This is a genomic window from Rhodococcus sp. PAE-6, from assembly GCF_025290685.1.
Classification (GTDB): domain Bacteria; phylum Actinomycetota; class Actinomycetes; order Mycobacteriales; family Mycobacteriaceae; genus Rhodococcus; species Rhodococcus pyridinivorans.
Genome location: NZ_JAOCLZ010000019.1, coordinates 25,582 through 47,409, shown reverse-complemented (window position 1 = coordinate 47,409; position 21,828 = coordinate 25,582). Strand labels below are relative to the sequence as shown.

General features: G+C 65.3%; 20 protein-coding genes and 2 pseudogenes. 10 read left to right on the top strand and 12 right to left on the bottom strand.

What is annotated here, in order from left to right; all coding sequences use genetic code 11:
* The first annotated feature begins 248 nt into the window (after window positions 1–248).
* From NVV99_RS23630 to NVV99_RS23615, 6 genes and pseudogenes are all read left to right on the top strand, one after another.
* Window positions 249–1,916, top strand: coding sequence for a hypothetical protein (locus tag NVV99_RS23630; protein WP_260783115.1), 1,668 nt, complete (start codon window positions 249–251; stop codon window positions 1,914–1,916).
* A 144-nt stretch (window positions 1,917–2,060) separates the two neighbouring features.
* Entirely contained in the window at window positions 2,061–3,752 is a 1,692-nt protein-coding gene (locus NVV99_RS23625) for a pentapeptide repeat-containing protein (protein ID WP_260783114.1), read from the top strand.
* 122 nt (window positions 3,753–3,874) lie between these two features.
* Window positions 3,875–4,222: pseudogene (locus tag NVV99_RS27290) on the top strand (IS5 family transposase); the annotation flags it as partial.
* Window positions 4,188–4,562, top strand: a complete 375-nt coding sequence (locus NVV99_RS27285; protein WP_369011266.1) for a transposase — start codon at window positions 4,188–4,190, stop codon at window positions 4,560–4,562. The pseudogene NVV99_RS27290 and the gene NVV99_RS27285, both read left to right, overlap by 35 nt.
* A gap of 249 nt (window positions 4,563–4,811) precedes the next feature.
* Window positions 4,812–6,944, top strand: coding sequence for a hypothetical protein (locus NVV99_RS23620; RefSeq protein ID WP_260783113.1), 2,133 nt, complete (start codon window positions 4,812–4,814; stop codon window positions 6,942–6,944).
* 202 nt (window positions 6,945–7,146) lie between these two features.
* Window positions 7,147–7,329, top strand: coding sequence for a hypothetical protein (locus NVV99_RS23615; RefSeq protein WP_260783112.1), 183 nt, complete (start codon window positions 7,147–7,149; stop codon window positions 7,327–7,329).
* 106 nt (window positions 7,330–7,435) lie between these two features.
* On the opposite strand, the gene NVV99_RS23610 is transcribed toward NVV99_RS23615, so the two are convergent.
* From NVV99_RS23610 to NVV99_RS23590, 5 genes are all read right to left on the bottom strand, one after another.
* Window positions 7,436–8,583 (bottom strand): IS3 family transposase gene (locus tag NVV99_RS23610; protein ID WP_156666315.1). Its coding sequence is split into 2 segments (ribosomal slippage): window positions 7,436–8,310 and window positions 8,310–8,583, totalling 1,149 coding nucleotides; the frame shifts between segments, so codons are not numbered across the junction.
* Window positions 8,584–8,918: 335 nt separating this feature from the next.
* Window positions 8,919–9,857, bottom strand: coding sequence for a phosphotransferase family protein (locus NVV99_RS23605; RefSeq protein ID WP_260783111.1), 939 nt, complete (start codon window positions 9,855–9,857; stop codon window positions 8,919–8,921).
* Window positions 9,858–10,011: 154 nt separating this feature from the next.
* Window positions 10,012–10,875 carry an IS5 family transposase gene (locus NVV99_RS23600; RefSeq protein WP_260783110.1) on the bottom strand — a complete coding sequence of 288 codons (864 nt, stop codon included), beginning with the start codon at window positions 10,873–10,875 and terminating at the stop codon, window positions 10,012–10,014.
* Window positions 10,876–11,153: 278 nt separating this feature from the next.
* Window positions 11,154–11,648 carry a hypothetical protein gene (locus NVV99_RS23595; protein ID WP_260783109.1) on the bottom strand — a complete coding sequence of 165 codons (495 nt, stop codon included), beginning with the start codon at window positions 11,646–11,648 and terminating at the stop codon, window positions 11,154–11,156.
* 284 nt (window positions 11,649–11,932) lie between these two features.
* A complete protein-coding gene (locus tag NVV99_RS23590) occupies window positions 11,933–12,322 on the bottom strand; it encodes a barstar family protein (RefSeq protein ID WP_260783108.1) in 390 nt (129 codons plus the stop codon).
* A gap of 217 nt (window positions 12,323–12,539) precedes the next feature.
* Here NVV99_RS23590 and NVV99_RS23585 point away from each other — a divergent pair, with 217 nt between their 5' ends.
* Together NVV99_RS23585 and NVV99_RS23580 are read left to right on the top strand one after the other, a co-directional pair.
* Complete coding sequence (locus NVV99_RS23585; protein WP_260783106.1) at window positions 12,540–13,340, top strand: hypothetical protein; 801 nt, start codon at window positions 12,540–12,542, stop codon at window positions 13,338–13,340.
* A gap of 219 nt (window positions 13,341–13,559) precedes the next feature.
* Window positions 13,560–14,069 carry a hypothetical protein gene (locus tag NVV99_RS23580; RefSeq protein ID WP_260783105.1) on the top strand — a complete coding sequence of 170 codons (510 nt, stop codon included), beginning with the start codon at window positions 13,560–13,562 and terminating at the stop codon, window positions 14,067–14,069.
* 221 nt (window positions 14,070–14,290) lie between these two features.
* On the opposite strand, the gene NVV99_RS23575 is transcribed toward NVV99_RS23580, so the two are convergent.
* The gene (locus NVV99_RS23575; protein WP_260783104.1) at window positions 14,291–14,425 is read right to left on the bottom strand and encodes a hypothetical protein; all 135 of its coding nucleotides are present in this window, start codon (window positions 14,423–14,425) and stop codon (window positions 14,291–14,293) included.
* A gap of 654 nt (window positions 14,426–15,079) precedes the next feature.
* Between NVV99_RS23575 and NVV99_RS23570 the strand changes: the two genes are divergently transcribed.
* Both NVV99_RS23570 and NVV99_RS23565 read left to right on the top strand, forming a co-directional pair.
* Window positions 15,080–15,427: a hypothetical protein gene (locus NVV99_RS23570; RefSeq protein WP_260783103.1), complete on the top strand. Its 348-nt coding sequence runs from the start codon at window positions 15,080–15,082 to the stop codon at window positions 15,425–15,427.
* Window positions 15,428–15,667: 240 nt separating this feature from the next.
* Window positions 15,668–16,081 (top strand): hypothetical protein, encoded by a 414-nt coding sequence (locus NVV99_RS23565; RefSeq protein ID WP_260783102.1) that lies wholly within the window; start codon window positions 15,668–15,670, stop codon window positions 16,079–16,081.
* Between the two features lie 193 nt (window positions 16,082–16,274).
* Here the strand turns inward: NVV99_RS23565 and NVV99_RS23560 are convergent, their stop codons facing one another.
* From NVV99_RS23560 to NVV99_RS23535, 6 genes and pseudogenes are all read right to left on the bottom strand, one after another.
* A complete protein-coding gene (locus NVV99_RS23560; RefSeq protein ID WP_231912098.1) occupies window positions 16,275–16,925 on the bottom strand; it encodes a hypothetical protein in 651 nt (216 codons plus the stop codon).
* 432 nt (window positions 16,926–17,357) lie between these two features.
* Complete coding sequence (locus NVV99_RS23555) at window positions 17,358–19,133, bottom strand: ABC transporter ATP-binding protein (RefSeq protein WP_260783101.1); 1,776 nt, start codon at window positions 19,131–19,133, stop codon at window positions 17,358–17,360.
* 127 nt (window positions 19,134–19,260) lie between these two features.
* Window positions 19,261–19,474, bottom strand: a pseudogene (locus tag NVV99_RS23550) (transposase); the annotation flags it as partial.
* A complete protein-coding gene (locus tag NVV99_RS23545) occupies window positions 19,420–19,902 on the bottom strand; it encodes a hypothetical protein (RefSeq protein WP_260783100.1) in 483 nt (160 codons plus the stop codon). The pseudogene NVV99_RS23550 and the gene NVV99_RS23545, both read right to left, overlap by 55 nt.
* Before the next feature lie 285 nt (window positions 19,903–20,187).
* Window positions 20,188–20,979, bottom strand: coding sequence for a zeta toxin family protein (locus tag NVV99_RS23540; protein ID WP_260783099.1), 792 nt, complete (start codon window positions 20,977–20,979; stop codon window positions 20,188–20,190).
* 77 nt (window positions 20,980–21,056) lie between these two features.
* A complete protein-coding gene (locus NVV99_RS23535) occupies window positions 21,057–21,512 on the bottom strand; it encodes a hypothetical protein (RefSeq protein WP_260783116.1) in 456 nt (151 codons plus the stop codon).
* Window positions 21,513–21,828: the final 316 nt, after the last annotated feature.

Genomic DNA, 21,828 nt, shown 5'->3' with positions numbered 1-21,828 from the left:
CGACACCGACCCCACCCACACCCGCCGGCCCCACCGCCGGCCCCACACCGGGACATGCCATCACCCCAGCTCACAGCCCGATACAGTGAGCCGAACATCGAGCGGATCAATCGGAGGTTGAAGTGTCACGGATTCCTTGGGTTCGGCACGATGGAGGCGATGTCGAAGCGTTCGCAGCTATGTGCATCTGCCGCGAACGCCCGAACGCCCGTCGAATCCGGCCGTCTCGTGGAGATGGCGGAATCGACGTGTACGTGCCGCTCGGAGACAACCGCGTGGAGGTCTACCAGGTCAAGAAGTTCGCCGAGAACCTGACAACGGACCAGAAGGCACAGATCGTGAAGTCCCACGCCCGCATCAAGGCATACGCCGAGAAACGAGGGTGGTCGATCGAAACCTGGCATCTGACGCTTCCGCTCGACCCGACGCCAGAAAACGACCAGTGGTTCGAGACTCTGACCAGCGAGGACGGCTTCGAATCCACCTGGAAGGGCCTGTCCGTGTTCGACAACTGGGCGGCTGATTTTCCCCAGGTCCTCGACTACTACCTGGGCAACGGCAAGGAACAGATGCAGGCAGACATGAAGCGATTCGCTGCCACCACCATGATCATGCTGCCGGGTCTCGATGCCGACGCTGCCGAACACACATTCAGCACCCTCGAACCCGCCGACACCCTCGACCGCATCGCGCTTCTTCGCGCCACGCTCAACGGCAGAGACCCGCACTACATGTACGACATCACGGTGGGAAGCTCCCCAGCCCCTTCCCCCGTCCCGAGCGACCACTACCCCACGGTCGTCGCATCGGTGTCCAAACCGATCGACGATCAGGTCGTGACCGTCCATATTCTCGCCCGATGCGCAGAATCCCTGGTCGAGCGCCCCATCACGTACACGGGCACGATCGTCGTCGACCGAGACAGCGACGACGAACGGGAATGGAACAAATTCCTCGACTACGGACTCGTTCCCTCCCGCAAGCTCAAAATCCGCGACATGATCTCCGATCTACCCGGAGGACTCGGCGAAACAACCGTCGAAGGCTTGCTCCTCATACAGCAACCCGACAACCCCGCAGCAGAGTACGACCGCATTCTCGGCGTGATCGGGGCCGACGGAACCCCGCTTGCTGAAATTCCCGTCCACTTCGCGGCTCCAAGCAGCAACCACGACGGAACCGGCATGTCGTCGCGCGGAACCGACCCCTCCGGAATCCTCACAGTCGAGGTCCTGTCGAGGACACGCGAACACGGCACGGAGATCACGTTCAACTTCACTCTGTCCGACCCCCGCGGCCACTTCGTCGCGGACATCGCACCAGCGGTAGCTTTCGTTCATCACTTCTCCACGCCGAACACCCTGCGCATCGCCGATCCCCGAGTACCGCGTCTAACGCAGGATCGGCCTATCCCCACCGCCAAGCCCCGCAACGCCGAGACCCGCGCAGCCACGAGCCGGCATCACTACATCGAAGCCCTCGCAACGATCCAGCAGTACGCCGACTGTGCTCTTAAAGTTCCGGACTTCGACTCGGTCACCGCCGAAACCGCCGCTGACACCATCCGCACCGGCCGTCTCCTCAGAGAAGGAATCATCACCATCGACTGGAACACTCTGTCGGTCACCCTTCACAAGGGCGTCGAGGTACCCGACGGACTCAGCGCATTGGTCGCGGACCTACCCCTCCACATCACTGTCGGGGGGAACCACCATCCACCTCGGCAGGATGCGGGCCATCTTCGAGGCAGCTCAAGTCGGTGCTCGAACCACCGACGCCGATGGCACCACCACCGTGAAGTTCCACCCAGCACGGGGAAAGACCACAGCCCAGCTCATGTGGGCAGGACCCGACTCGATCACCACGTAGGACCGATACGCCTCTGGAACCACACCCTCTCCGATGAGGTCGAATGACACCGATCAAGGATGGCCCCGCGACCTCACCGGTCGGGGATCACCGATGATGAGCCCATGAGGAAAAGGTGCAGTCACGCCGCATGGGTCCGGCGGCTCGTCGATGCAGCCACGCGCGGAACGATCCTGGACCTGCTAGCCGGTGTGCCGGCGGAACTGCACGACCCCGCGAACGTCGATCAATGGCCGGCCGACCGGCACATCCCCGCGCGCGCGATCCGTGACGTCCTCACCGGTGACCACACAGGATTCGACCCCCAAGGGCTCCGGATCGCGGGGGCCCGGATCACCGGCGACATCGACTTCGCGCACCTCACCTTCGATTTCCCCCTAGAGCTGGTTCAGTGCCGGATCGACCGAAAGATGGATCTGAGCAACGCGAGCCTGCGACGGTTGAAGCTCTCGCGATCCCATCTCCAATCCGCGGACCTCGACGGGGCGAACATCACCGGCGACCTCACCGCCGCCTGGATTGTCACCAACGGTGAAATCAGCATGATCGGCGCCACCATCGGCGGCCAGCTCGACCTCGACGGTGCCCACCTACACCACCCCGGAGGCGACGCCCTCTCCCTCCACAACGCCACCATCACAGGCGCGCTCTTCGCTCACAGCATCACCACGACGGGCGCCATTCTCGCGCGCGACGCCACCCTCAGTCGACTTGAGTTCACCGGCGCTCACCTCCGTAACAGTGGAGGCGACGTGCTGGCCGTCGACCGCGCCACCATCACCGGTGGGCTGCTCGCCGAGCGCATCACGACGAAGGGTGAGATCCATGCGATCGATGCCACCGTCCACGGCAGATTCGACCTCACCGGAGCTCACCTCCACCACCCCGGCGACACCGTCCTTGCGCTCGACGGCGCTACCGTCACCGGCGAGTTCTTGGCAGTAGATGCTGCTGACCCCGTGAACGGGGCGATCCCGCAGTTTCGTGCCGACGGCCGGATCTCAGCGGCGAGGACGCGCTTCGAGAAGTGTCTCGACCTCCGTGGTGCGAAAACGTGGGTCACTGACGAGGCTCGTCTGGAAATCACCCTCGACGGTGCAGTCATACGCGACCTGATCCTGCCGGCTGACGGCCCCGCCAGCGTGGACCTGTCCCGCACGAAAATCACCCACCTGAACACTCCCGCGGATCGAGAGCCTGGTTTTCCGATGACCGCAACCGGCTGGGAAATCGGTGACCTGCATGGGTATATCCGAACCAACCGAGCCGCCGCCGCCCGCTGGCTCGAGCGCGCGCAGGGTACAGATGTCAGCCCTCAACCGTGGCATGCCCTCGCCACCGTGTACGAACGCAACGGACACCCCACCGAAGGCCGCTACCTCCGCTTCACTGCCGCGAACAAAGTCACCAAGGTCGCACCCTGGTACTCCAAAATCACACGCTGGTTGTATCTGATCTTCGCCGGACACGGCTACTACCCACTGGTGTCCGCCGTGTGGCTCCTCTTCGCGCTCGTGGCCGGGTTCTTCCTCGTCGATACGAACCGCGACCACTTCGTTCCCACCACTCTCAACGAAAAAACCACGATTCTCGTAGCCTCCGACACGACCGGAGGCGCGGGTACCAACGAAGTGGAGCAGTCGAGGACCATCACCGGCGCCGACTGCGCAGACCCCCCGACTTACCCGTGCCTGAATCCGTTCAACTACGCCCTCACCAGCGTCGTTCCCGCCGCAACCGGCACGACCCGACCCGACTGGACCATCAGCACCACCGCACCAATCCTGGTGAAATACGGTCTCCCAGCGCTACGCATCCTCGCTTGGATCTTCACAGCGATCCTTCTCGCCGGGGTGACCGGACTCCTCCGTAAGAGCGCGTAACCGCCCCACCGAGTGCCACCGCGCCTGATCCTCCATCGACGGGTGAACTGCGCAAACGGCACGTCCCGGCTAGGGCGTGTTGATTAAGAGCTCTGGGCCCATGGTCGGGGACTCTCGATGGCGTGACACGTCAAGAGATCTCGGATGAGGTGTGGGCTGTCCTGGAGCCGTTGATGCCGGTGCCGGCCGGGCGTTCCCGGCCGTGGACGGATCATCGTCTCGCGGTTGAGGGCATGGCGTGGAAGTACCGCACCGGCGCGACCTGGCGGGATGTGCCGGAGCGGTTCGGGAAGTGGAACTCGATCTACAAGCGGTTCGCTCGCTGGGCTGAGGACGGCACCTGGGACAAGCTGCTCGCGGAGGTTCAGAAGCAGTCGGACACGGCGGGCAAGCTCGACTGCGTGGTCTCGATCGACTCGACGATCGCGCGCGTGCATCAGCACGGCGCGACCCTCCACCGCGACACAGGGGGCTCTGTCGAATCACAAGAATCCGCGCGAAGAGCCGCCCGATCACGGAATCGGCCGGTCGCGAGATGGTTTGACGAGCAAGATCCATCTCGTCTGCGACGGCCGCGGACGCCCGCTGAGCTGGGTGATCAGCGGCGGGAACATCAACGACACCACAATGATGACCGCCACGCTCGAGCAAATCCGCGTCCCCCGCGCGACCGGCCGTCCGCGGCAGCGCCCGGAACCGGGTGCTCGCCGACAAGGGCTACCCGTCCAAGAAGACGCGGCCAGCATCGGTCGCTACCGACATCCGGCCCGGGTGCGCCCGTCGATCACCAGCCGCCATCTACGCTCTTGACCTGCATTGACGACATGTCCCTCCTCACCCGGGCACCGTCGCAGCGGGCCGGGATCACGGCATAGATCGCGCACCACCGCGTCTCGAGGAAGGCCGCGTGAAGCAACCGGGCGTGTTCTTCGCCTGGAGTAGCCGGCGTCAGCTCTCACCGAGGCGATCGTCGATGATGAGCCGATGAGCGGAGCACACGATCACGCAGCATGGGTCACACGGCTAGTCGAGGCAGCCAAGAACGGGACCGTTGTGGATGTGCGATCGGGAGTGCCGGCCCACCTGTACGACCCAGCGACCGCCGACCAGTGGCCCGCCGATCGATCCATTCCTGCACAGGCGATCCGGGAGGTCCTCACCGGTGACCACACCGAATTCGACCCCCGCGGCCTCCGGATCGTCGGCGCGCGGATCACCGGCGACGTCGACTTCGCGCACATCACTTTCGATCACCCATTGCACCTGCTCCGATGCCGGATCGACCGACCGATGAACCTGAGCAATGTGCGTCTGCGGGAGTTGAAACTCTCGGGTTCTCGTTTTCGGTCCCTGGACCTCGACGAAGCGAGCATCACGGGCTCGCTCGTGGCCGACCGCATCATCACCCACGGCGTCATCCGCGCGGTCGGCGCCACCATCAACGGCCAACTCGACCTCGACGATGCCCACCTACGCAACCCTGGAGACGAAGTCCTGTCCCTCCACAACGCCACCATCAGCGGTGGAGTCTTCGCCCGCCGCGTCACCACCGATGGTGGAATTGCTGCTCACGGTTCCACCATCGGTGGTGAACTCAATATGAACGGCGCGCAACTATGCAACCCTGGCCGCGACGTCCTCGTCCTCGACCGCGCTACGCTCAACCGCGCGTTTGTTGCTTACCAGATCGTCACCGAGGGTGAGATCCGCGCGCTGGGCGCCACCATCAACGGCGAACTCGACCTCGACGATGCCCTCCTACGCAACCCCGGACACGACGTCCTGTCCCTCCACAACGCCACCATCACGAGTGGATTCTTTGCTCGCCGCATCACCACCGACGGCGAAATCTCCACACTCGACGCCACCATCGACGGCCAACTCAATCTGACTGGCGCGCATCTGCACAACCCCGGTCGCGACGTCCTTGTCCTCAACCGCAGCACCGTCACTGGCGGATTCTTCGCCCGCCGCATGGCCACCGACGGCGAAATCTCCGCACTCGACGCCATCATCAACGGCCAACTCGCTCTACACGGATCATGTCTCCGCAACGCCGGGAACTTTGTCCTCGCACTCGACGGCGCCACGGTTACCGGTGACATCACCGCGACCTGCATCACCACAGACGGCGTCATCCGCGCAGTCGACGCCACCATCAACGGCCAACTCGATTTGAGGGGTTCAGATCTCCGCAATCCCAAAGCCCACGTACTCGCTCTTGACGGCGCCACCGTTACCGGCGCGCTGTTGGCCGGGAACGCCGACGCGGGCCCGGCAGCGATCTCGGAATTCCGAGCCACCGGCGTGCTCTCGGCGCGCAGAGCACGCTTCGAGAACCACCTAGACCTCCGTGGCGCGAAGCCACGGTCCATCAGTACCGATCATCTGAAGATCGATCTCGATAGCGTGACCGTACGCGAACTGTCCTTGCCCGCCCACGGGTGCATCGACCTCGATCTCTCCCGCGCAAAAATCACCAACCTGATTACCCCTGACGACCAGGAGCCTCAGTACCCGGTCCTTGCGACCGGCTGGGAGATCGGCGACCTCCGCGGACACATCCGCACCGACCCCGCTGCCGCCAATCGCTGGCTCACCCACGCACAAGCCCGAGACGTCAGTCCACAACCGTGGCATGCCCTCGCCACGGTGTACGAACGCAACGGACACCCCACCGAAGGCCGCCGCCTCCGCTACACCGCCGCGAACAAGGTGACCAAGGCCGCACCCTGGCGCTCCAAACTCCCGCGCTGGTTGTATCGGTACTCCGCCGGACACGGGTACCACCCACTGCGCGCCGCCTGGTTGCTCCTCGCCGCGCTCATGGCCGGGTTCCTGCTCGTCGAGATGAATCGTGAGCACTTCGTGCCCACCAGCCTCAGTGAAGCGACCACAGTCGCCGACACAGTCAGTGGCGAGGCGGCGCCCGCCGAAGTGGAGCAGTCGAGGACGATCACCGGTGCAGACGACTGCGCAATACATCCGCAGTACCCGTGCCTGGACGCGTTCAGCTACGCCCTCACCGGCGTCCTTCCCGCCGCGACCGGCATCACCCGCCCCGACTGGGCCATCAGCACCGACGCACCCTTGTGGTTGAAAGCCGGTATCCCGGCTCTGCGCATCCTCGCCTGGATCTTCGCGGCGATCCTGCTCGCCGGTGTGACCGGACTCCTGCGCAAGAGCGCGTGACCGCACCCAGCTGGACCCGACCGGCCGGCCACCTGAGAACAGGATCATCCATCGGATACGGCGGCATCGCGCCGCGCGCAGCATGCCTGTGGTGCAGTGGATCTACAGCGGCGACGACGCCGTGACGCTCGCCCTCGCCGAGCACCAGCAGCACCGGTACACCCGCCGTTGATCCCCAATCTGCCAGGAGACCCCTGTGATCATGACTGTCGTGCTGACGCTCGGAGCGCTGGTGCTGCTGGCCGAATTCGTGTGGACCCGCACCGCTACCGAACCCGCCCCGAAGATCGCCGCGCTCGCCGTCCAAGCCTGCGGCGCGTTGATGCTCGGGGCGGCCGCACTCGCTCCGCCTCGTCCTGGACCGCGAAGCTACCGATCCTGCTGACCGCCTGCACCTACGCCTACCGGCGTGCCCGCCAGCACAACCAGAACACCGACTGATCCACTGCGCGGCAGCGAACATGGTTGGGCCCCCGATAGCAGTCCAGCGTCTATGCGATAGCTAATTGGTTTTCTTGCGTCCAGGTTTCCCAGTAGCGCTGCGGCGTCATGCCGTCCAGGGATCCGTGGGGCCGTTCATGATTGTAGATAGCTTTCCATTCCTCGGCCAAATACTTCGCTTCGGCCATGCTGTCCATGATTTCTCCGGAGAGTTGTTCCCTTCTGAATTGGGCGTTGAAGGATTCGATGAAGCCGTTCTGCCAGGGTGATCCCGGGTCGATGAATGCGGTGTCGACCCCGGCGGTGTTGCACCAGGTGACCAGTGCCTCAGCGGTGAATTCGGGCCCGTTGTCGCACCGGACGTAGGTTGGGGCGGTGCCGGTTTCGGCGATGATGTTCTCCAGCACCGCGACCACGTCGGCGGCCTTGAACGACCGGCGCGGGATGATCGCCAGCGCGGTGCGGGTGTATTCGTCGATGACGTTGAAGAACCGGATGTGCCGGCCGCAGGAAGTCACGTCGGACTGGAAGTCGAAGCTGACCACGTGCATGGGGTATTCGGCTGTGAGGCGTTTCTGCTCCCCGGCTCCGGGCCCGGTGCGGCGTTTCTTCCGCGCCTTGGGTTTGCAGGTGAGCCCTTCGTCGCGCCAGAGCCGGCGTACCCGCTTCCTGTTCAGCGCCACGCCGTCCCACTCCGGCTGGGCGAGCAGGTGCCAGCGGGCCTTCCGCCAGCCCCACGCGGGGTGCTTGCCGGCGACGGCGCGCAAGGCTGCGCGGAGCTGCATTTCCTCGAAGCCCATGTCGGGCTTCTTCTTGCGGAACGCGGACCGGTTCTGGCCCAGAAGCGCGCACGCGAAGCGTTCGGAAGCCCCGAACTTCTCCACCGCCATGCGCACGGCACGGCGGCGGGGTTCGGGGCTTAGAATTTTCCCTTGGCCACCTCGTTGAGGATGTCGATGGCCAGTTCCTTCTCGGCCAGCAGGCGCTTGAGCCGGGCGTTCTCCTTCTCCAGCTCCTTGGTCCGTTTGGACGCCTCGGCGTTCTTCTCGGACCCGTACTGGTTCAGCCAGCGGTACCAAGTCGCCTCGGTGACCTGAAGCTCCTTGATGACCTCGACCATCGGGCGTCCGTCATTGAGCATTTTCTGGCCCTGCCGGACTTTGGCGATGACCTGCTCGGGGGTGTGTCTGCGTGCCATGATTCGTGAATTTCCTCCTGTGTCCATTCTCGGACACGAAACTCACACAGACACTGGACTTCTACCTGGGGACCCAACCAAACACAGGCCGCCAGCTGCGCACACGAAAAATGAGGGCCGCCGTCAGTCGCCGAACGAAAACCCGTCGGACTTGCTGCTCGAACGAGGAGGATTCTCCAATGCCGGGTAAGTCCCGTGGCCGATCGATCGCTTCGGCGAGCTCCCCTACGGTGAGCTCTGGACCGAATAAAATAGGAGCAGTCGCTCCCTCAGGTATCGAAACACAGTGCCGGGCAAGCAACCAGCGACAACCGGCCCCGACTGCCGACAAGAGCTCAAGCCAGGAGAGCGTCGACGACGTCCGGCCGGTTGAGAGCGTCGGCACACCAGGCGAAATGCCCGTCGTTGCCGTCGGCATCGTACGCGTTCGCGGTGATCAGAGAGTACGCCGCACGGTAGACCAACAGTGTCTCGCGTTTATACCCCAGGCGGTCTTCGAGTTGCGCATAGAGAGCGAGTTCGGTGTTCAGGGCGCCCTCGCCGTACATGTCGAAGATCGAAGCCGCTACGGCGCCGTCGAAGGCCGGATCTCCTTCCGTAGTGAAAAATCCCCAGTCGAGCACTGCGATAGGGGTGCGGGCTTCGCCGATCAGGATGTTGCCCAGGATCAGGTCACCGTGGATGACGGAACGACGGCGGCTGTCGACCTCGCGCAGACGAGCGCGCAACGCGACAACTTTCTTGTCGAGTTCGTCGACAGCAGCATCGAGCGTCCGCCGGAACCGGGCGAGGCGACGCTCGGCCAAGTCTGCAAGAGCATACGGGAAGTCCTCGGCCATGTCATAGAGGGGCACACTTTCGTCCATGACCGGTAGGGCTCGCGCTGCGGGCAACGCGCCGCTTCCCGCCAGCTCGGCGAGTACGTCGACAAGTGTGGACCGCGCTTCACCGAGGCCGGTGCGCCCGGTCTCGACAAGGTCAGCCAGGCTGGTGCCGGCCAGCCGCTGTTCGATTGTGACGCAGCGGCCTTCGACGCGATGGATCTCGTGGATTCGAGGGATCTCGAACCGGAAGGACGCGGCGGCCAGGGCGTTGTAGAAGCGCCGAAGCCGCTGCAGGGATACTTCCGATTCGTCGAACCAGATCTTCGCAATTCGATTCCGGTCGACCGCGTAGACGGCGCCTTCCATCCCTTGCCCCAACAGTCGAGGGCCCGCCCCGCCGGTCCAACGCTCCAGGATCCGACTCGCGTCGTCGTGGGGGAGGTAGCTCATCGACGAAGTCTCGCATCCCTGGCCTTCCGGCTCGCAACGTGCTGTTGACGATTCACAAGCAGGACGTCCTCAACGGGCCTGACGGTCCTCCGAAGCGGAGCGGGACTTCGACACCGCTCGGAACCGTTGGGTAAGACCGACCGGCAAATGATGATCACTTGAGTCGTCGGGTGGTGGGCCGGGTCGGCCATCGGTAGTACGTGCGTGCACGGTTGAGCAGGCGCCTGATCACGGTCAGCGCGGCGGCCAGGGCGAGATAGAAGTCGACGATCACGGCGCGTTTGTCGGTCCAGCGACGCAACTTGCCGAACCCGTTCATCCACGCGTGCGTACGCTCGACCACCCACCGTTTTCCGGCCTGAATCGGGGCGGGCACCCCCTTGCGAGCGATGTCGTAGTCGTACCCCAACTCCTCGAGCAGATCCCTGGTCGTGGCCGAGTCATAGCCGCGATCGAGGTGCACACACGAGTGCTGCGGCAGCGGCCCGATCATGTCGGGCACGGCCCGGATCGTGGGTTCGAGCAGTGGTGAGTCGTGCCGGTTCGCCCCGGCCGACACCAGCGCCAGCGGAATCCCTCCGCCGTCGCACACCACCGAGCGTTTCGTGCCCTGCTTCCCGCGATCGACCGGCGATCGACCCGAAACCTCGCCTTCGCACGGGGATTTGGTGATCGATCCGTCGACCGAGAGGTGATCGAGGTCGAGGCCGAGCATCCGGTCGTACGCGGTCAGGGCGGCGCGAAGCACCTCGATGCCGAGTCCGCGGTCGGCCCACTGGTCGAGCCGGCGGCGGATGGTGCGATCGGAGCAACCGGCGGTGGCGATGCGTTCGTAGCCACTGCCGTGCACCAGAGCAGCGAGAACATGCTCGAACACGATCCGGTCCGGTACCCGCCGGCGGTGACAGCCCCACGGGTGGTTCGGGGAGAACTCGGGTCGGTCGGCGACACTCAGGAGGGCGGAGAACTCGACCCAGAGGGGTTCGATGAGCGAGGCTGGCAGCAGAGGCACGGGCATTCCTGGTGATCGTGGGACTTCAGCAATCACATGATCAACTCGGGGCCCGTGCCTCTGCCTGCAACGACACGCCGAACACCGCGGCGGCCACACCCACCACGCCTCAATTGCCGGACGCTCTTAAGGGATGCGCAGGGTTATCGGAGTGTCCTCGACGAGGACTCCCGGTAACCGCCGCACGGCCCGTAGACCGATGAAAGGTAGCGCCGTCGCTACCGGTCCCGAAGAGGCAGCCCCTCCCGCTGCGCCGGGTGCTGCGGACCGGGGTTCCTACCAACTCATGGTGTCCCCCCGCGGTCGCCGTCACCGATGCCCGAGGGGTCGGTGCCGGGCGGGAACTCGTGCAGATAGAACGTCGCTCCGTCTTCGATCTCGCCCGCATGGAAAGCAGGCGACTCGAAGGTTCGGGCATAAGGCGCCGAGCTACTGACGGTGATTGTGTAGTGGCGTTGATTCGCGGGAACCGCGTCGAAGTGCGCTACATAGGTACACACGCCCGTACCGTCGGCGTTGCGGTCGACGGTGCCGACTTCCAGCACAGAACGCGCCGAGGCGGCCGCGCTCTCACCGTGTATCCACACCGTGTCGTTCGGTGCGACCGGGACGGCGGCGACGATGCACTGTCCGGTCTGTGGATCGGCTTGCTCCGCGTTCCCGACGACCGTGACCGTAGCGGGAAAGGTCTCCGGCTTCTCGGTGTTCGATACACAACCGGTCAGGACCACCGTCCCGATCGACAGTGACGCTGCAACCAGTCCACTCGTTCGCCCCATGAGGCCACCGTAGAGCGTCCCCGGCAGACCGGCCCGATCTTGGCCGATGGGGGTCGAGAAGGTCTGCCAGGGACAGCGGCGGCGGAAGGCTGCCGGTGCGGGTGTGTGCACGGCAAGGATGTGGTCGTGGTCGGTGGCCCAGACGGTGCCCTGACTGTCGATGGTGACATCCGGGTTGGGGGGTGTGGATTTCGGTGCGGGATGATGTGTCCGGTTGGGGTCGGTGAGGCTGAGCAGCCAGTATTCGCGGTCGTCAAAAGATTGCGGTGGGGATCGTTCTCCTACTAAAGTTCGAGTTCGACGTTGCGGAACTCGAAGATGTCCACGAGCCAGTCGAACACTGTCGGTCCCTCCGCGGCGATCGCGCGGTCCAGCTCTCGCCGCACCCTCGCCTTATTGTCGGGATGACATTGCTCGAACCGGATCTCGAGCTGGCGAACGGTCTCCGCGTACCCGAGAGCTGAGCGTGACTCGCTGCTGTACTGCCAGACGAAACAAAACTTCCCGTCGTCGGGTGTGCCATATCCACCGGTCAGACAGTCAGCGAAGGCATCCAAGTTGCGGCCGAAATACCCACCCGGCCCCGACACTGTTTCGCCCACCACGCAGAAAAAATCCTCGAGCGACCGAATTCGACGGCCGTCGATGACGTACACGGCATTGCTGTGCGACATTCCCACTCCATCCTTTCCCGATCCGGTCTCATCGAGCTCTTCCATACTCCGATCGGCGGTAGGTCGTCCACAGAGTCCATGTCGGGTCACATTCCCAAGATCCGAGCTACAAGCTGATAAAACCGGTAGGCGTCACCTCACAGCGACGGTCGGCGCCGCGGAGACAACCGTTCCACAACATGACCACGATTCGTCCGTCGCGATGGGAGAGACAGCGATGACCTTCCCCGACGTCGACATACCACTGCTGCGGCTCGACTACAGCAATGAGCAGGCATGGAACGACGTCCTGCACGCAGCTCTCGGCGAGGAATCCGAACGCACCGATCCACTGACCATCGTCGACGACCCCGCCTTCGACGGCATCGACATCGACGAACTCCTCGCCCGCCTCAACGAAAACGACCCGGGATATCGATTCCTCGTCATCGCCGATACGCGTACTCTCACCGAGACGGATCACCCGTTCACCCTCGTCACCGCCACCAGTCCTCCGCACAGACTGCCGATCGCAGCCCACACGGTCTCGGACGTGGTCGCCAACCTGTGGCTCAGCAACCTCGACATCGAGGACTATCTCACCGCGGCCGACCCGGACGGGGTCTACCGAGCCACCCCTCCGCAGCGCACCGAACCGCAGGAACGCACCATCGAGGTCGAGAAGATCGTCGACGCGATAGGCGACGGTCCGTGGCCGGGAACGCTCGAAGAATTCCGCGTGGGTCTGCTCGAGTACCGCGCCCGGTCGGGATTTCGCGTGGTCGCGACCCTCGTCGATACCCAACGCGTCCGCAAGAACAGGTCCCTGCGCCCCCTCTCGGGCTACCTGAAGTACTGGGACGTGTACGGGCACGAAAGCTACACCGAGTACCTCGCCTCGCTCAGCGAAGAACGGCAGGTTCTCTCCTTCGAGTTCTCTTTGATGAGCGGTGATCCGAACAATCATTGGCGGGCGATTCTCGATCCGTCCACCCTGCGGGTACTCGCAGCGGAGCGGTGGATCAAGCGCTCAACCTAGTCGCCTTTGAGGTCTCGGGTGCTGGTCGATTCATCGCGCCGCCGTCACCTCGTCACACCGTGTGATGCCCACTCAGCGAACATCTCTGCCGTAGTCCCCCAGCTGAACGAGCTGCTGCCGGGCGATATCGGCCGCCTCGACGCTGAGCCTGGCTCGATCGGCATCGATATCCTGACGTCTTGACCCTGTTCGACACCGCACACCCGGCGAGGACCTGCCATGACCGCACGCCTGCCGAGCAGCATCGCCGCCGCCATCGTCGCACTCGTGGCGATCTGCGGGTGCAGCACCGTCCCGGGCGCGCCGACCACCAGGCGTGCCCCCACTTCTGCGGACGCGTTCCCACCGGCGCACTCGTCCCTCGAGTTGCCCGCCTCCACGATTCCGTCCGCGGAGCAGGTCACCGCGATGCTCGCTGCCGCGTTCGACTACGACCTCGATCTGGAGACGCGAGTGCGCCTGTTCGAAGGCGCCAGCCTCGACACACCTGATCCCGTCCAGCAGGTCGCGCACACCGGCGCAGCGACATTGCGCGCCACCACTGTCGTACCGGATGGCGCCCAGGCTCTGGCGGTTTCGGTGGTGGGCACCGGCGCCCCCGGCGGCGTGGCGCAGGCCATCACCGTCGCGCCCGGAGACATCGCCGTCGTCCCGCTCGTGGCCGAGCACGGCATCTGGACGATCAGCAGAGCCTGGATATGCACCCTGGCCGGCCCGCACTGTCGGTAGCAGCCGCATCAGTGACCGCGTCGTCGGCCCTGCTGTTGTAGGCGATGCGTTCGGTCGATACCCCGGGAGTCGCGGCAGCCTTTGGGCACCGGTGACTCCGGCGATGCTCGACGTCGCTGGGAGTGGTGAACGTGAGCGTTCATCTGGCGCATTCGTGTTCGCGTACCAGGCCGGCGCGACGTCCCGTCCGTCCGGGGGATATCAGTGATGGTGAAGTGACGTCACCCGCGGTCGGTCCGCACACCATCCATGTGCTTGGTGCGTAACCACATCCAGCTCCACACGCCGGCCACCGCGACGACAAGACCGACGGTCGCCAATGTCGACGGCCCCCATTCCACGACATGCTCGGACACGGAAGCACCGGCGTGGGTCCGGTCGCGAACGTCCATTGGCAGCGGGATGCGACGATCCCCACCCACTGCTTGCCGGCACTCGCTGAGGTCGCGATCACCGCCTCGGAACCGGTCATGCTCGATGCCAGTCGAGTCATGCACACCTCGGTCGGTGCGGTGATGAAGAAGGCGGCGACATACAGGAGCAGGCCGACGGCGGCACCTGCTGGCGCGAACGCCCGGATGATCCCCGGCCGATATCGGTGTCGAGACGTGTCTGGGAAAATCACAGGGATCCCCTCGACGGCGACGTTGCGGGTAGGGGTCAACCTACCGCCCCCCACACGCGGAGCGACCGGCTCCCCGGAAGGGTACCTTCCCGAGACTAGGGTCAAGGTCATGCAGGCGTCCTTATGGTCCCGGCCCGGTGTGCTGATCACCCTCGGCGTGTGCGCAGTCCTCGCTGCGTGTGCCTCCCCGCCCGACCGGCCGGTGCCGACACCGGAGCCGAGTCCTTTTGTGGCTCTACCGGACCGAACCGGCGGCCAGCCTTCGCGGCCGGCGTTGCCGGAAGTCTCGGCTGCACCACCCCGGACGTGGCTCGAGGTCGACGGCAGCTGGCGTGGCCGGGTGATTCTGCCCCACACCGGCACCAGCGCGTGTTCCCATCAACAGGTGTCGGTGCAACGATGGTTCGAGGCAACGACGAGCAACTTCGCCGAGTTCGACGCCGGCGGCGGCGATCCGGGGCGAGAATTCACCCTCGCCGCCACTGTCGACCTCGAACCCCGACCCTCCCCTGGAACGGCCCCTCAGACCCGACACGCGGTGGTCGGCACCTTCGTCGATTCGTCGGGGGCGCACGTGCAGTTCCACAGCACCGACGACCTCGACCTCGAGGTGCGCGACGAGGGCCGTCAGGTGGTGTTCGCGTTGACCGCGACCGGGTCCGGAGTCGATATCGATCCGGCGCCGCTGACCGTGCGTGGGGTGATCACCTGCGCGGCGGTCACCGAGTCTTGAGCGGCACCGGACCGCGTGTGTGCTGGCGGTGTCGTAGCAGCAGCCCCACCCCGACCGCCGCAGCGAACTCGTCGGCCTGATCTGCGAGCATGCTGTCGACGACAGGATGAGCATGGGTCCGGCCCACGGTGTGCGTGGCGACCTCGCCGGCTCATCTCTTTCCTCACCTGTCGATCTCCCACTCCGGGTACCGTGCCGGCGGAAGAAAATCCGGGCGCCCGATCCGGATCGGGAGACGGGATGATCATCGCTGCGGTGAACCCGGATGACGGCGGGGTGCGCGATCCACTCACAGGCCCACAGCTCGGCCAGCCGGTGGATCGGCGGGTCCGGTACCTGTTCGTCGTCGACGGTGACATGGACGGTGGTGTCGGGTGCCGCAGTACCGACGACCGCCCACCAGGTCGGATGTGGGACGTCGCCGGGAAAGACTTCGCCGAAGGCGGTCACCGCGGTGTAGTCCGGTTCGCTCCAGATCGGCACGCCTTGCTGCTCGGCCTCGTACAGAATCTCCAGTGCGTCCTCGGCGGCGACGAGATTCCTGCCGTCCTCCCGGTGCTGGAGCACCATGCGGGAGACGGGAAGGACGAGACGGTCGATGCGCATCGGGTTCCTCTCGGGTCGGCGGACGTGTTCACTCGAGGACACCAGTGACCTGAACCCACCGCTCGATGGCCACAGGGCAGTGGAATATCTTTCCCGGGAACAGCGTGCCTGTGCAGTCCCTGACCTGATGTTCTGCGTCGTGAACGGTGTCTTCGACGGAACTGATTCGTGTCGCTGCGAGCTGTCCGTTGTCCGTGTGCGAGCCGTCGTTCCCGGGGCGTCGTCGACACCACCACCGGAATTACCGCAGTGCTGCGTCGACCGTGACGGTGAGCGTATCGGTGGGATCGGCAGCGTCGACGGTGATCACCGGTGTGCTCGTGCGGGTACCGATGAACGTCTGGGCCAGGTGGTTGTCACTGGGATAGCTGAACACTTCGACGATCGCCGAGGCACCGGAGGGGAACAGATGAACCGGCGACCCACCGGTCCAGATATCACCGGTGTCCACCCCACTGAGGTCTATCTGTAATAGGCACTTCCCGGAAACCGGGGCGGGGACATCGGTGCCGTCACGAAAAGCGATGTCGACGAAACGTGCGGACCAACCGATCGACCCGTCACCGCCGAAGGTCAAGGTGACCTTGTCCGCCTCCGAGTCAGTGCCTGGGCCGATGGTGACGGCGTCAAGCACGGGATAGACCATCCCCGCTGGAACCTCGCCGGGTGCCAGAGCTCGATCGGCGGAAGCATCGGTCGGCGGCATCGGCGTCGGATTTCCGACTCGAAGCGTCCCGGCGAACGATTCGACCCGCTGACAGGATGTTCCGGCTGCGTCAGCGGTTACTGCAGCGGGTTCATCGCCACTACCGTCTGCTGCGCACCCAGTCGCCAGAACGCCGAGTGACAGGATGACTGCCGCACCTCGCACAGCGGACAGCATGGGCGCCACGACCTTCCAACGCCTCGGTGGGTGGGCAAGTGGACTCTAACGTGAAGACCCTATGCCGTGAAGGCGCACGACGTTTCTCACAACGCCTGGTGCCACCGACATCCTACTCGGCAGCAGAGCTACCGGGGCCCCACCGTGAGCGCGAGAAGGAGTCGCGGTAGCCCTGCTCCTGCACGCGAAATGCGTGCTGGTTAGGGATCGTCCAACAGGGCGGGCGAGCGCGCTGAAGATGAAGAAGATCAGATTGCCCCGGTGGTGGTGTCGATCGATTCGGCACCGCGGGTTATAGGGACTTAGCGCCTACGGGACGCTCGCCTTCAAGGATAGGTGGAATGCCGAGGACTGAGAATCTTCTACGCTGACGATGCGCCCCCGGGGGGCGTGGCGAGTACCGCTTGATGATGCGGTGAGACTGCGCATCGAAGTGAACAACTACGGCGCGCCGATGAGTTGGCGCCGCGCCAGTTCCCGATACAGCTCGCTGTGCTCGAGCAGTTCGCTGTGCGTGCCGACGGCGTGGACGCGTCCGTCATCGAGGACGACGATCTGGTCGGCGTCGAGCACGGTGGCCAGCCGGTGCGCGACGATCACCACGGTGTGCCGGCCACCGACGGTCTCGAGGGCGCGTTGGAACAACTCCTCGTTGCGACTGTCCAGACTCGAGGTCGGCTCGTCGAGCAACAACAGCGGCGGTTCCGCCAGCAGCACCCGCGCGATGGCCAGGCGTTGCCGTTCCCCACCGGACAGGCGGATGCCGTTGTCGCCGATCGGGGTGTCGAGCCCGTCGGGTTCGCGGTCGATGCGGTCCCACAACCCGACCGCGTCGAGGGCCTCGCGGCACTGCCGGTCGGTCACCTCGGGGGCGGCCAGATGCAAATTATCGCGGATGCTGCCCGCCACCGCGTGCCCGTGCTGCTCGACATAGCCGATGCCGGCGCGCAGCACCCGCCGCGGCAGCGCGGCGATGTCGACGCCGCCGAATTCGATGCGCCCGTCGTCCGGATCGTAGAACCGCTCGATCAACGCCAGCAGGGTGGATTTGCCCGCGCCGGACGGGCCGACGATCGCGGTCCGCGAGCCGCGCGGCACCGTGAAGCTCACCTCCTCGAGCACCGGTCGTGCGCGAGGTCCGGGATAGGTGAAGCGCAGCCGGTGCACCCGCAGCATCGGCTGCGAGTCGGAAACCGCCGGCAGGTAGTCGCAGGTGGTGATGTCGTGGGCGTCCTCGGCGGGGATCCGGTCGATATCGGTGATGCGGGCGAGCGCCCCCCAGGCCGCGGCCAGCGAGCGGATGGCGCCGAAGACCACGTTGACAGGGGTCATAAGCAGCAGCAGGAACAGCACGAACGTGATCAGCTCGGCGATGCTCAACTGCCCGGCGGCCACCCGGTAACCACCGGCGCCGAGGATGAGCAACAGCACCGCGTGGGTGACGACCTGCCCGACCGGTTCGATCACCGCACCCACCTTGGCGGTGCCGAGGCCGACCTCGTACACCCCGCGGGCGCGGCGGTGCAGGTCGGTGCCGATGCGGTCGGTGGCGTTCGCGGCGCGCACCACCCCGATCCCGGTCAGGGCCTGTTCGAGAGCACCGGTGAGCGCACCGAGCTGCGTCTGGGCCGCGAACGTCAATTTCTCGAGTCGGCGTGCGAACTGCACCGTCATCACCACCACAGCCAGCACGACGAGGACGGTCCCGGCGGTCAACCACGAATCGAGCAGCAGCATCGCCGTCACCGCGCCGACGGCCAGGACGACGGCGCCGACGAGTTCGACGAGACCCCCGGTGAGCGCGGCCCGCAACGCGGTGGTGTCCGAGCCGACGCGCGAGACCAGATCACCGACGGAACGGGAGCGGTAGTCGAGCATCGGCAAGCGCAGCACCCGACCGATCAGCGCGGTGCGCGCCGAGTACACGACACCTTCGGCGGTGCGTTGGAGCAGGAAGTACTGCAGGCCACCGACGAGGGCGGAAGCGACCAGCAGCGCGAGCAGCAGCCACACCGACATCGCGACCGCACCGCCATCCCCGACCGCGGAAATCAGCCGGCCGACCACCACCGGTTGCGCCAGACTCAGCCCTGCCGACACCACCGACAGCAGCATCGCGGCCAGCAGCGGCCGACGGTGTCCTCGAGTCAGATTCCACAGCGCGCTCATCCGTGGCCGGGTGGTCACCCGAAGGTCGTCGATGTCCTTATCGCTCATGTCTTCGGCCTCACTTCCCGCAGTGCCCCGCCCCCGAATCCTAGATTTGCAACACCTCCGGCACAGCCCAGCGCAGGTCAATCCCCGTGAGGTGGTGTGAGAGGTTGTCGCGTGATTCCTCGTCGGGTTATGCGGTCAAGGTGGGCGTCACCTCCTCTGTCGGTTCGGTGACGGGCTGAGCGCGCGTGTTGCTGCGGGAACGGGCAAGGACGTCGAGTCCGAGATCGCGTCGCCCCTTCGATCCACTCGTCGTGCTGCTCGGCGAGTACGGACCCGACCAGCCGAATCAGCGCAGTCCGGTCGGGGAAGATACCGACGACGTCGGCTCTGCGACGAACCTGGCCGCCTTGCGCTTGTCACGGTCGTAGACCTTGTAGGTCAGCCACTTTCCCGGTGCTGCCGAGGCCAGGGCATGGATCTTCGCCGCAGTGAACTCCTGTGGCGATGGGGTGCGCTCAGGGACAGGCTGGGCACCGAACACCTCGGCCAGCGTCTTGTGGTCGGGTTCGGCGGTCAGCTCGTCGAGCAGGTAGCTGTGCCGACGGCCGTCAAGGTTGCCGAGCTGACCGACCTCGACAATGCCGTGGCCGGTCGCGGCGTCGATCGGAGTCCAGTCGAGTTCGTTGTCCCAGTAGAAGTCCCGGCCGAGCTGAGGGTGCGGCACGAACCGGCCCAGGTTCGGGACATAGGCGTAGATCCGGGCGGCCTGGGTGTCCTCGTAGGCGAGCCGCTGGTCCTGATCGAGGTAACTGACGGTGCAGAGGCTCATCACGTGTCCCTTCCGCGATTCCTCTTCCGTGGTGCGTAGTTCTTCGGGGTGACCGGGCAACCACCGAGCTCGGAGAGCTGCGTGGGTCCGGGTGGGGTGGGGACCTGCGCCCAACGGGCGATCATCTTCTCGATCAGCGCGGCCCACTCGGTGGCGGGAACGCCGGTGTCGCGGGCGCGCTCGTAGTCGACGTGGGTGTCGTCCTTGACCTGCTGCGAGGCGTCGGTGTGGAACTGGAACTCGGAGACCAGAGCATCTGGTGCAGCACTGCGCAGGCCAGGACGGCTACGGCGCGGTGTGCGAATCGTAGTTGACGACGCCGTTGTGTTTGGTCACCGTCGACTCCACATGCGTGCCGGTCGTGTAATCGTCGACGAACAACGTCATCGACTCGATCACCGTCGAGAGCGGATGCTCGAACGCCGCCCGCGCATTGCGCGCACAGATCGACCGCGTCGACCCGTCCGGATACAGATCGGTGATCGCCGAGGTCGGAGTGAAACGGCCACCGAGGTCGTTGTCCGGGTCGATGCGACCGGTCCACCATCTGTCCTGCGCACGATGAAGGGCAGTGTCGCAGGTGACCTCCACATCGACGATGGTCAGATCCGTATAGCCGGCACCGCCGAGTTCGGTGAGCAACTGCGCGCCGAGACCGTCCCAGCGGAAGGTGCCTTCGATGACGATGTTCTCCCCCGCCCTGATACAGCGTTCCCGTGCCATGTCGAGAATCTCGGTGGATTCGCGGTGCACGAGCGTGGCCAACTCCCGTGGACGCAACCGGCGCCCGTCCGGCAAGACCATCTCGAGCAGATCGTCGTAGACGCCGCGGCCGAGCCCGTCACCGATCAGATGATCTTTGATCCGATCCGCATCGAGGACACGCCAGCCGTGTCCCGCCAGACCGCGGGATTCGATCGCGGTGGACTTACCGGCGCCGGGAACACCAGCGGTGACGATCGCGCACCGGCCACCGTGCTCGATGCCGTCCTGCTCGGCCAGATACGCCTCGACGATCGCGTCCTTGGTGCGGCGGCGGCGCGGGTCGTCGGCGTACAGGCGAAACGACGCCCGCACGCCACCAGCGTCGAGTATCCCGCCCGGGGCGCACCACGAGTCGAGAACGGTATGGGTCTTGACGCACAACTGTTCCACTAGTGGCGGCTCGCCGCCCGCCGCGCCGCGGTGACCTCGAACAAGCGCTGATAATCGGTATCGGAGAGCAGATCCCCCGCGCGTTCGATCTGATCCCAGCTCCCCCGCACATAGACGTCGGCATTCGGGTCGCCCTCGGGCGGGCCACCGAAGGTGTAGTCCCAGTGCTCGAGCTCGTCCATCATCTGCTCGTGATCGAGCTCACCGACCGCGTACCGCAGCAGCACCTCACGAGGGGTGCGCTCGCGGACATCCGGCCGCAGACGAGCCTTCTTGAGTAGTCGGCTGATCTCGGGCTGCTCCACCCCGACACGACTGGCGATCTGACGCTGCGACCATCCGGCCTCGACCGCAGCGAGCACCGCGCGGATCTTCTCGAGCTGCGCAAGCTCGGCGCGCGGGGAGATCGCACGCAATTGCCGCTCGATATCGTTCTCGAACGCCACCGACACCATATTCACCACCTCAACTGGACATATACCAAATGGTATCACTAACGGTGACAGACAGCGTGGTCACGACGAACCCGTCCACACCAAGCATCCGCAAGGGGCCTTCGCCCGAGAACCTCAGCCACCTGCTCGATAGAGTGGGCGCAGCCGGAAGAGCCCCCTACCCCGCCCCGCCGACCTCCGGGTCAACAGTCGCCCACCCCGCACAAGCCGTACGGCCAGCTCATGGCCGTACGCAGGACCGGACCCATCTGCGACGCCGTGCTCGACGCAGCGGGATCAACGATCCTTCCCGATCAGTACGCCACCGAGCATGTTC